The sequence below is a fragment of the Micromonospora sp. C51 genome (assembly GCF_018070435.1).
Taxonomy (GTDB): Bacteria; Actinomycetota; Actinomycetes; order Mycobacteriales; family Micromonosporaceae; genus Micromonospora; species Micromonospora sediminimaris.
In genome coordinates, this window is record NZ_JAGPXQ010000036.1 from 1 (window position 1) to 10655 (window position 10655).

At 71.5% G+C, this 10655-nt stretch carries 8 protein-coding genes and 1 rRNA gene; 5 read left to right on the forward strand and 4 right to left on the reverse strand.

Annotation, left to right across the window (positions count from 1 at the left end; all coding sequences use genetic code 11):
- Positions 1-9 precede the first annotated feature (9 nt).
- Positions 10-126 (forward strand): 5S ribosomal RNA (gene rrf, locus KBX50_RS25760).
- Positions 127-242: 116 nt separating this feature from the next.
- Entirely contained in the window at positions 243-494 is a 252-nt protein-coding gene (locus tag KBX50_RS25765; RefSeq protein WP_210940267.1) for a hypothetical protein, read from the forward strand.
- A gap of 89 nt (positions 495-583) precedes the next feature.
- Here the strand turns inward: KBX50_RS25765 and KBX50_RS25770 are convergent, their stop codons facing one another.
- Together KBX50_RS25770 and KBX50_RS25775 are read right to left on the reverse strand one after the other, a co-directional pair.
- Positions 584-2398: a VanW family protein gene (locus KBX50_RS25770; RefSeq protein ID WP_210940268.1), complete on the reverse strand. Its 1815-nt coding sequence runs from the start codon at positions 2396-2398 to the stop codon at positions 584-586.
- A gap of 179 nt (positions 2399-2577) precedes the next feature.
- Positions 2578-3837 (reverse strand): polysaccharide biosynthesis protein, encoded by a 1260-nt coding sequence (locus tag KBX50_RS25775; protein WP_210940269.1) that lies wholly within the window; start codon positions 3835-3837, stop codon positions 2578-2580.
- Positions 3838-4008: 171 nt separating this feature from the next.
- On the opposite strand from KBX50_RS25775, the gene KBX50_RS25780 reads away from it, so the two are divergent.
- A complete protein-coding gene (locus KBX50_RS25780; RefSeq protein WP_210940270.1) occupies positions 4009-4764 on the forward strand; it encodes an FkbM family methyltransferase in 756 nt (251 codons plus the stop codon).
- 71 nt (positions 4765-4835) lie between these two features.
- On the opposite strand, the gene KBX50_RS25785 is transcribed toward KBX50_RS25780, so the two are convergent.
- Positions 4836-7160, reverse strand: coding sequence for a hypothetical protein (locus tag KBX50_RS25785; protein WP_210940271.1), 2325 nt, complete (start codon positions 7158-7160; stop codon positions 4836-4838).
- 241 nt (positions 7161-7401) lie between these two features.
- Between KBX50_RS25785 and KBX50_RS25790 the strand changes: the two genes are divergently transcribed.
- Positions 7402-9120: a hypothetical protein gene (locus KBX50_RS25790; RefSeq protein WP_210940272.1), complete on the forward strand. Its 1719-nt coding sequence runs from the start codon at positions 7402-7404 to the stop codon at positions 9118-9120.
- Positions 9117-9278: a hypothetical protein gene (locus KBX50_RS25795; protein WP_013736401.1), complete on the forward strand. Its 162-nt coding sequence runs from the start codon at positions 9117-9119 to the stop codon at positions 9276-9278. The genes KBX50_RS25790 and KBX50_RS25795 overlap by 4 nt, the downstream gene beginning before the upstream one ends.
- A 126-nt stretch (positions 9279-9404) precedes the next feature.
- Here KBX50_RS25795 and KBX50_RS25800 read toward each other — a convergent pair whose 3' ends face one another.
- The gene (locus KBX50_RS25800) at positions 9405-10565 is read right to left on the reverse strand and encodes a glycosyltransferase family 4 protein (protein ID WP_210940273.1); all 1161 of its coding nucleotides are present in this window, start codon (positions 10563-10565) and stop codon (positions 9405-9407) included.
- Between the last annotated feature and the right edge of the window lie 90 nt (positions 10566-10655).

Consider the following 10655-nt stretch of genomic DNA (forward strand, 5'->3'; position numbering starts at 1 on the left):
TGATAAGGTTACGGCGGTCATGGCGGAGGGGAAACGCCCGGTCTCATTCCGAACCCGGAAGCTAAGCCCTCCAGCGCCGATGGTACTGCACCCGGGAGGGTGTGGGAGAGTAGGACACCGCCGGACATTCTTCCCGTTCAGGGCCACCCACCAGGGTGGCCCTGAACGCGTTTCTGGATCGTGTCGGCCTGCGCACCCTTCCCCGGTCACGACGGACGCCCGATCTGCCCTAGGCTCGGTTCGTGGATGGTGTGCTGGTGTTCCTGGTGGTGATCGCCTGTCTGGCCGCGATCCTGGGCGCGCTCGCCTGGCTTGGAGTTCGTGTTCGTCGCCGCGGTGTCGGCGGCGAGATGATGGGTCCGTTCGAGGAGATCTGGCATCCGGCTGCCCATCGATCTCGTGCGGAGATCCGGGTGCAGGAGGAACGGGCGGTTCCGACGCCGTCGCCCGATGACTTGGATAAGCGGCACCATCGCGAACCCGGTCGGGCATAGCGGCAAGTTCGACGAGAGAGCCTGGACAACAAACGACCCCGCCGGCCGAGGCTGGCGGGGTCGTGACGGAGCTGGGTGCCCGGCGGACGTCAGGTGGGTTCCTTGGCGCAGATGAAGCGCGGCTCGGCGCTGTAGGTCCAGCTGAACTTCTCCCGCTTGACGACCTTGCCGTCCTTCTTGATGACCCGGAACGCGTCCTGCGTGAAGCCCTGGCTGCCGCTGGCGGGAATGCAGGTCGGCCCGGGCTCCAGGTAGACGGTCTTCGGCGAGGTGATGTTCCGCCGGGGGCCGTACTCGGTCTTCACGCTGTCCCAGATCTTCGTGCTCCACATCGACACCGTAAGCGAACTGCCGGTGTAGGAGGTGTCGATCAGAACGCCGTAGTCGGTGTTGTTGCGGAACTTGAAGTCGAGGTTGGGCCAGAAGATGGTCGACTCGATGACCGCCGGGTACCGGCTGAAGTAGTACGAGTGTGGCTTGTGCTCGACGTCCTCCAGGCCGGCGTAGTAGGAGGCGTTGAAAAGAGTCGTCGTGAATTGCGAGGTGCCGCCGCCGACGCCCGGCACCAGCTTGCCGTCGAGGATCACCGGCGCGTCACGGTAGCCCTGTGCGTAGCCGCGTTCGCCGGTGTGACCGTTCAGCGAGAACGTCTCGCCCGGCAGAACCACAGTCCCCTTCACGTCGTTGGCGATCGTCACGATGTTCTGGCTGCGCGGCGAGGAGAGCCCGCCGGTGAAGTTGGTGGTGAAGGAGGACACCTTCTCCTTGATCCCCAGGCTGCGCAGCTTCGCCGCGGTGAGCTTCGGCTCGACCGGCTTGAGGTCGGCGGAGACCGTACGACCCTCGCCGCGAGGGAGTACGGCGAGCAGGTCAGGGCCGAGGTCGCCGGTGTCGACCTGCTTGCCGGCTCGCCCGTCTACCACCTTCGGCTTGCCGCCGGAGATGGTCATCGTGGCGTTCTTCGGAGCCACCTCGACGCTGTCGAGCTTGCTTCCGAGCGCGGCCTTCAGCTTCTTGACGTCCACGCTGGGCGTGAGCTTGCCGGTCTTGTCGGCCTTGAAACGGAGGCCCTTCGCGATGGCCTCCGGCGGGATGGTGACCGAACCACGCTCGGTGGTCAGCTTGACCGGTGCCGCCACGGCCGGCTCGGCCAGCTCGGCGACCAATCGGTCCACCTCCTCGGCGGTGGTGGCCGGGTGGTTCTCGACCAGCGGAACAGTCACCGGCTGCCCGCTCAACCAGCCCTGCTTGACGGCCTCGGCGGAGTGCTCCGGGTCGATGGTGAGGGCGGGCTTCGGGTAGCGCACCTTCGGCTTGGTGCCGGAGAAGGTGATCGCCGGCATGGTCATCTTCCGGCCCTGGTCGCCCACGAGCTTCGTCAGGGCGGTCTCCAGCTTCGGCACGTCGACCGAGACAACCGGCTCGACCTCCCGCGACCCGACCAGGCGGTCCACCGCGTGGGCGTTCGTCGCGGCGGCGGCGGCCACGGTGGCGTCCACGTCGACGGTGAGCCCCACCTCGGCGGGGTTGATCTCAGCTGTCCGCTCGCCAACGCGTACCTGGATGGGGGCCTGAAGTTCGGCGGCCCGGCGGTCCAGTTGCGCCCGCAGCTCCCGCGCGGCCTCCGTCCGGCTGCGCCCACCGAGCTCGGTGCCGAGCACGCTGGTGCCGCGCGGCACGTCGCCCGCGTACGCCCAGACGGCCACCGCGCCCATCGAGCCGAGCACGGCGGTGGCCACGCCGGAGGCGAGTAGCAGCCGGAACCGGCGGGACCGGGGGCGGTCACTGCCCGGCGGGACGGGTGCCGGGCGCGCCGGCTCCTCGATCGGCCAGTTGACCGCAGCCACCTGCACCGTGGGCCGGTCGTCGGCCGGCGGGGGACGTTCTTCGCCGTACAGCGTCACAACTACCTCTTAGCGACATACCGCGTGCGGAGCCGGGGTTCCTTCTCCGGAAGAGAACCACGGTAGCCAACCAGACCACCGTCGGGGAGCCTGAGTCGGCACGGATCTCCAGTCGTGCCCGTTCGGCGTGGCGAGCATGCCGAATTATCACTCATGGTGACGGTCGGGTCTTCCGCGGGTCAGCGCCGACCGCGCCCGAACACCAGCCAGGCCATCACCACGGCAGCCAGGGTGGCGACGGCCAGCGAGCAGGTCAGCACTCCCGTCACGGTGCGTGGCGCGATCAGCGCGGTTGCCGCCGTCAAACCGGCCGTCGCCAGCCACAGCGGCGCGGCGGGCCATCGGGCGGCGGTCGCCACCCGATCGTTCACCAGCATGAACACCATCGCGTAGAGCGCTCCGACGGCCGCGAACATCGGCGCCGTCCCGGCCAGGTGCAGGTAGTCGGCGCCGCCGACGAGCCGGAAGGCCAGCTCGCCGGCGACCGCCGAACTGACCACCAGGACCGCCCCGCACGTCAGGATCAGCGCCAGTGCCACCAGCCGGGCCCGCCGATCACCCTGGGCCAACCGGGGCAGCACCAGCAGCGTGACGACCTGGGGCGCCCAGAGGGCGCCCTTGGTGAGGACCGCGCCGACGGCGTACGCGCCGGAGGCGGCCGCCGGTAGGAGTTGACGGGCCAGGATCAGGTCCGCGTACGAAATGGTGAGCATCGCCAGCGTCGCTCCGCACGCCGTCATCACCTGCCGTGCCCCCAGCCGCTGCACAGCGGGGCTCGGAACAGGGGCTGTCCCGGTCACATCGACGTCAGAGGGGCCGGGCGTGGTCGGGTCGACTGGTCGCGGGTACTCGGGCGTACTGGCGAGACGGGCCAGGAGCGGCAGCGCCAACAGGCCGGTCAGGCTGGTCAGGAACAGGCACATTTCCGGTCCCTGGCCGAGCAGCAGCCCGGCGACCAGTCCCCCGTAGCGGCCGACGGCCACCGCGACCATGGCCGCGGCGAGCCGCAGGAAACGCTGCTGCCCCTGGAGTTCTCCGAGCCACCGGCCGCTGAGCACGGTGGCGAACGTGGTGGTCGCGAGCAGCAGCGTGAGTGCCAGCGGCAGCCGCAGGGCGATGGTCAGGATCGGTGCCGCGGCGACTGTCACCCCAGCCGTGAGGGCTGCGGTTCGCAACCCGAGACGGCCGGTGTCACCAGCGCCCCTCCGTGCCCGGTGGGCGGCCACCGCGATCTGCAGACCGAAACCGGGTACCGCCGCGATCGCGGCCAGCGCGAGCACCGTCGCCAGCGCGCCCAGGTCGGCGGCAGTGAGCCGGCGCGCACCGAGCATCGGGACGACGTACGCCAGCGCATTTGTCACCACGGTCGCGACCGTGACCGCGGCACCCGCCGCGCCGAGTCGCACCCGTGCGACGTCCCTGCTCGTGGTCTGGGCCATGCCACTCCGCGTCGTGTCGGTCGTCCGCGCGGACGACCCGGCGTCTTCGGGCCGCGATCCGGTCGGGACGGCGGCCCGACCGGAAGACGGTATCGGCAGCTCGACAGTTCCGACAGCCCCGCACCGGTGGCCCCTGCCCAGCAGGCCCGGAAACGTCTAGTGTGCTGCCCCATGGCGTCGACGAAGCTGGCCCCCGCCGCGACCTCCGGACTGGCGGCGCTGCTACCTGCCCGCCTGCTGGCGGGAGCGATCCGCCGCGCGTACCCACGGGTGGAGCCGGAACTTGCCCGGCTCACCGATTTCGTTCCGGCCGGGGGCACCGCTGTCGACGTGGGTGCCTGGTACGGGCCGTGGACGGCCCGACTGCTCCGCCGAGCCGACCGGGTGGTTGCGGTGGAGCCGACCACGGCGCTGGCCGGGCAGCTCCGAGTGGCCTTCCCGCAGGTCGAGGTGGTCGAAGCAGCCGTCTCCGACCACGAGGGCACGGCCACCCTCTACCTGCCGGAGGGTGGGGCGATCGTCGGCACCTCCTCCCTGGAGGACGCGGCCCAGGGCCCTGCGGTCTCGGTCCGAAGGATCACGCTGGACTCGCTCGACCTGACCGACGTGCGTTTCATCAAGCTCGACATCGAGGGTCACGAACTACCCGCCCTGCGCGGTGCGGAGCGGACCGTCCGGCGGGACCGTCCGGTGCTGCTGATCGAGGTCGAGGAGCGGATCCAGCCGGTGGAGCCGCTGCTGGACCTGCTGACCGGCTGGGGCTATCGCGGGTACGTGCTGCCGGATCGGACGTGGGTGCCGTTGGCCGACTTCGACCTCGGTGGGCATCAGCGCGCGGCGATCGCCCGGGTGGGTCAGGGCTTCGCGCGCCGGGTCGTGTGGCCCCGCCCCCGGTACGTCAACTCGGTGCTGTTCCGGCCCGAGTGACCGGGCTGTTCGGGCCCGGGTGACCGGCGGGCGGCGGGACGCGGTTTGCCCCGCCGCCCGCCGGCTTGGGCCTACTCGGGCTTGGGTGCCGGGTTGCCGATCGCGATCTCGTTGGTGCAGAGCGACACGTCGCTACCGGCCACCGTCAGTTCGACCGCGTCCCCGCCACCGACGATGCGGAAGAAGCGCTGGTTGAGGCCCTTCTTGACGGGGAACTCGGCGGTGCCGGTGCCGAACCGCAGGGTGGCTGTGCCGTCCGCCGAGCTGAGGTAGCCGATACGGGCCACCCAGTGCCAGTCGTCCCGGGGCTCGTTGAGCGGCATCCGTACCGTCTGCCCGCTGGCGACCAGGTAGCCGCAGCCTTCCTGCGGTCCCGGCTGGATCGTGCTACCGACGATCGTAGCCACCTGGATTCGGCCGAGGGCGTCCAAGACCGAGACGTGGTCGGCCTCGTCCACGTACGTGGGACGGGTGCCGAAGGCGCGGAAGAAGCGTGACTGCAGGTTGTACGGCCAGGACAGGCTCGGTACGACGTTGTCCGGGACCGGAGCGTCGAAGAACACCGTGTCGGGCGGCGCGCTGGCCATCTCGATCCGAACGGTGTCGATGTACGACCGGCTCGACTTGACTGCCCACTCGTCGCTGTAGCGGGACGTGGTCCACACCGTGCCCAGGCAGACGGCGACGAGCATCAGGGCAAGCATCACGTTCACCGCCTCCCGGTAGCGCTCGGGCAGTGGGCCGAGCAGCCCGGGAGGAGGAGGCCCGAGCGGGTCGGAAGGGGTGGCGGCCGGTGGTCGCCGGTCCGGCCCGGTCGGTCGGTCGTCGGCGTCGCGTGGCGGTGGGCCGGCGGTCGAGGCGTCACCGGCATCCGGGGGGCTGCTGGGGTGCGGCTCGACGACCGGATCAGGGGCGCGGACGGCACCGGCCTCGGCGTCCGGCACGGAGTCGGCGACGGATGCCGTCGGCGGGGTCACGTCCGGCGCGGTCGTCGATGCCGGATCCGGCTCGGGGTCGACGGGGGCTTCGGCGTGGATGACGCCGAGCCGGGCCACCACCCGCGCGGGCCGTCCGGTCCGGACCGACTCGGCCAGCACCGACGCGGTCGGGCCTTCCGGCGGTGCTGTGGCGCTCGGCGCGGCCACGGTCTGCGGGACGCCGCTGTCCGGGGCCCGGCCGTCTCTCGGTTCCGGGAGGGCCATGGGCGCCGTTCGAGGCGTATCGACGGTGGGTGACTCGGTCGCGTCGGGGAACCGGGACGGCCGGGCCAGCCCCACCACGGCGACGCCGAGACAGATGGCGGCCACCACGACGACGTCACTGACGTAACGGGGAACGCCGCCAGCGACCCCACTGAAGGTCGAACCGAGCCGGGTTGCGGCAAGCATCGCGGCCACCAGCACCAGGTACGACCCGAGCAGCAGCCAGGCGCGTCCGGCGCGACGGCGACGGCGGACGGTCGCCACGACCAGGGCCACGAAGATCGTCCAGGCCACCCAGGTGCCGAGTTCCGGTGGTGCCGCGACCGGGGCGCCGTCTCCTGCCCCCAGCCACTGCCATGGTCCGCCCACCAGGCCCGGCACCACAGTGGACCCGAGCATCTGGGTGAGGAAGGAGAACACCTCACCGGCCGATGCCGGCCGTCGCAGGGAAGACTCCGAGTTGCCCAGGTAGGCGGCGAGGAAGCCGAGCGACAGGACGGTGAGCAACAACCACGACGGCCACCAGCGGCGGATGGTGGTCCAGATGGTGCGGAAGAAGCCGCCTTCGGCGTAGAGGGCAGCGGTGAGCAGAAAGACGAGCGCCACGACCAGAATCGCCTTCTCGAAGAAGACGAGGCCGAGCAGTACGGAGAGGGCCAGCGTGACCAGGTGCCGTTTGCGTCGGGTCTGCACATAGCTGACCTGCGCGCCCACCGCGAGCACCATGGCGATCTGCATCGGCAGCATGTTGACCCCGACCGCCCACCAGGACGTGGCCTCCAGGGTCAGCGGGCTGAACATCAGCGCCCCGAGCGGCAGGAGCAGCAGCCAGGACGGTTGCAGCAGTCGACGCAGCAGCCGGAAGAAGGTGATGCCGAGGATCGCCTGGCCGATCGCCATCAGCAGCACGTACGGCCAGTAGGCCATGCCGACGTGTTCGGTGATCAGCCAGGTGAGCAACCGACCGCCGGGCATGAGGTGGTTGTTGTAGAGGGCGAGCAGGTGCTCGACGGTCAGGTTCGACTCCGCCGCCTGCGTGATCATCACGTAGTCGTCAGCCGCCAGGAAGCCGCCGGAGGCCACCTGGGCACGCCACAGCACGCTGAGCGCGACGATGGCGAGCGCCGCCGTCCGGATCCGGTCCGTACCCAGCCAACCGGTGCGAGCGGACGCGGAGGCACTGTCCGCAGCCATCGACGTACCCTCACCAACCCGGCCCGGACGCAGCACGTCCGGCCCACCGGTCCGGTCGACCGTGAGGGGAGGTGGAGAAGGGTTCGCTGCCATGGCGGGAAGACTGCCACACCCAGGGTCGCCCATCCCATCAGGTCAACGGATGGTTCGGTGGTGACAGGGGAGGGTCGCCGCCGGCCGCGTACAGTGGCCGCCACCAGCGCGGTCGGTCGCCGCGCACCGGCAGTGGTGAGGTCGACGGATGCGGGAACGGCTGGTGCCGCACGCGGTGGCCGCCGCCGTGGCGGCGGTGGTGCTCGCACCGCTGGCCCTGCCCGGGTACGTGCTGCGCTACGACATGGTCTTCGTGCCCCGGCCGACGTTGAGCTGGGAGGTGATCGCCCCGGCCACGGCCCTGCCCCGGGCCGTCCCGCAGGACGCCGTGGTGGCGCTGGCCTCGCAGCTGCTCCCGGGGTGGCTGCTGCAACGACTGGTGCTGGTGGCGATTCTCTACCTGGCCGCACTGGGTGCCGCGCGGCTGGTACCGACGGAGCGGGTCGGAGTGCGGGTGGTGGCCGCCCTCGGGTACGCGTGGACGCCGTATCTGGCAGAGCGTCTGCTGATCGGGCAGTGGGGGCTGCTGGTCGCGTACGCCGCGTTGCCCTGGCTGGTGCGGGCCGCGATCGGGTTGCGTGACGCCGAGCGGGGTTCCCTGCGTCGGCTGTTGCTGGCGGTGGCGGCGTCCTCGATCACGCCGACCGGCGGGCTGCTCGCCCTGGTCGTGGTCACCGTGCTGCTGGTCGGCCGGTACCCGGGGGCGGCCCGGACGGCGCTGACCGGGGTGGGTACGACGCTGCTGTTGAACGCGCCGTGGCTGGTGGCCGGCTTCGTCAGCACGGGGACCGGCCGGTCCGACCCGGCCGGCGTGGCGGTCTTCGCCGCCCGCGCGGAGAACTGGGCGGGGCCGCTGGTGGCGCTGGCCGGCACCGGTGGCATCTGGAACGGACAGGCCACCCCGGCCTCCCGCAGCGGATGGCTGATACCGCTGGCGACGCTGCTGGTGCTGGCGGTCGCCGGGTTCGGCGTGCCGGTGCTGTGGCGTCGCTGGTCGCGGCCGGTCGTCGGTCGGCTCGGGCTGTTGGCGATCGCCTCGTGGCTGGGTGCCGCGCTCGGAGTGTTGCCCGGCGGGGCCGGTCTGCTGGGCTGGTTGGTCACCGCCGTGCCCGGCGCCGGGTTGCTCCGCGACGGGCAGAAACTGTTGGTGCCGTACGTGCTGCTGCTGGCGGTCACCGGGGCGCTCGGCGCGGAGCGGCTGTTCGGACGCCTCGCGGCCCGGTTCGACCCGGCCACCGGGCGGGTGCTGCTGGCCGGCGCGGCGCTGCTGCCGTTGGCGGTGATGCCCGACCTCGCCGTCGGCGGCGCGGGACGGCTGCGGCCGGTGGCGTGGCCGGCGGACTGGGACACGGTGGCGCGGCTCGTCGACGAGCGGCCCGGCGAGGTGGTGTCGCTGCCGTTCCAGGAGTATCAGAGCTACGCGTGGAACGGTGGCCGGGTGGTGATCGATCCGGCACCTCGTTACCTCGGCGTGCCGGTCCTGATCGACGACACTTTGCGGGTGGACGGTACTGCGGTCGCCGGTGAGGACCCGCGCGCCGCCCGGCTGCGTGAGCTGCTCGCGGCCGGCGAGCCGGTGGCGGCGGCCGGGCCCCGCTGGGTGCTGGTGCAGCGCGCCGCCGGCCCGACCCCGGACCCGGCGACCTTGGCCGGACTGCGACCGGTGTACGCCGGTGCCGAGCTGGCGTTGTACGAGAACCCGGCGTGGCGTCCGGCAGCGCGGCCGAGCCACCCCGGCCCGGTGGGCCTGGCGCACCTGTTGGCCGGAACGGTGGTGCTGGTCCTCGTTTTTTCGGGCACTGCGCAATGGTGCTACCGCGTGGTAGCGTCCCGGCACGCGAGTCCCGCGGAAGGAGAAGGTGGATGAGGAACCTGCCCGCGTTCGTCGCCGTCGGGGTACTCGGGGTCGTGCTCGGCATGCTCGGCAGCGTCGGTCTGGCGAACGTGCTCAGCCCGTCCGCCAAGGAGGCTGCCAACTCCAAGGTGAGTGAGCAGACCGAGGCCCCGCTGTACGGCACGCGCTGACCTCGAACGGCGGAAAGGCGCCCGCAGCACGCGGGCGCCTTTCCGCCGTGTCCGGGATCGACGGCCTGAGCGCGGCCGATCGAGCCGGCCGACTCAGCGGGCTGATCGGCCGGCTTGATCGGCTGGTCAGCCGGTGCGAAGGGTTGCCGCCGTGACCAGCTGGGCGAACCGGGCACCGGTCGCTGTCCAGGTGTAGCGGGCGGCATGGGACAGTGCCGCCTCGCCCATCGCCTTGCGCCGGACATCGTCGGCGAGCAGTTCCCGAACGGCCGCCGTGAACTCCTGTTCGTCATCGACGAGCAGGCCGGTCTCCGTGTCGACCATCGCCTCGGCGACCCCGCCCGCGTACCTGAAGGCCACGGTCGGGGTGCTGCGTGCGGCGGCCTCCACGATGGTCAGACCCCAGCCCTCCTTGAGTGACGGGGTGAGCGCGAGCCAGGCCGAGCAGAGCAGGGCGTGCTTCTCCTCCTCGCTGACGAAGCCGGTGAACCGTACCCGGTCGCTGATCCCGAGGGCGGCGCATCGCTCGCGCAGCGGCTCCTCCCACCACCCCTGTCCGGCCACCACCAGCTCCAACTCGGGTAGCTCCGCGGCCAGCTCGGCGACGGTACGCAGGGCGATCTCGACCCGCTTGTGCGGAACCAGGCGGCCGAGCACCAGCAGCGACGGGTTGCGGGTGCGGGGCAGGGACGGACCGGTAACCGGAGGGGTTCCGTTGGGTACCACGTCGATCCGTTCGGCGTCGACGCCGAGGGTCGCCAGCTCGGCGCGGGTCGCCTCGGAGACCGTGACGTAGCGGCACCGCCGGTAGAGCCGTACCGCGAGCCAGGATTCGATCCACCAGCCGAGCCGGCACATCCACGGCCCGAACACCACCGGCCACTGCTCCCGGTGGACGTGGTGGACCAGCGCGATGACCGGCCGCCCGGCGTAGAGCGGGGCGAAGAACGGCACCCCGTTGCAGACGTCGACGATCAGGTCCGGTCGGCCGAGACCGCGCCGGCTCAGCGGGCCCAGGCCGAACCGGCCGGCGAGGCAGACCAGCGCCGCCCGGAGGTACACGGTCATCCGCGAGCCGCGACGCAGCACACGTACGCCGGATTCGGTGGTCCCGGCCGGCCCGGCGTTGCCGTGAGCCGCACAGAGCAGAGTCACCCGGTGACCGAAGGTGACCAGTTCGGCGGCGATCCGCTCGATGTAGACCTCCGAGCCGCCGCCCTCGGGATTGGTGGTGTCTCGCCAGTTGAGGAACAGGACGTGGCGGGAGGGGGTGTCGGTGTTGTCCACGCTGCTCCTACTGGTGAGTAAGTGAGCACGATCGCGCCACCCTAGGGCGGTCCGGCCCGGCTGCGCAATGGGCAGATCTGGCGGCGACGA

Bases quoted from the DNA above. Each gene is read 5' to 3' on its own strand.
- KBX50_RS25775 (WP_210940269.1), bottom strand. From the start codon at position 3,837: ATGGCCCAGACCACGAGCAGGGACGTCGCACGGGTGCGACTCGGCGCG.
- KBX50_RS25780 (WP_210940270.1), top strand. From the start codon at position 4,009: ATGGCGTCGACGAAGCTGGCCCCCGCCGCGACCTCCGGACTGGCGGCG.
- KBX50_RS25785 (WP_210940271.1), bottom strand. From the start codon at position 7,160: ATGGCTGCGGACAGTGCCTCCGCGTCCGCTCGCACCGGTTGGCTGGGT.
- KBX50_RS25790 (WP_210940272.1), top strand. From the start codon at position 7,402: ATGCGGGAACGGCTGGTGCCGCACGCGGTGGCCGCCGCCGTGGCGGCG.
- KBX50_RS25795 (WP_013736401.1), top strand. From the start codon at position 9,117: ATGAGGAACCTGCCCGCGTTCGTCGCCGTCGGGGTACTCGGGGTCGTG.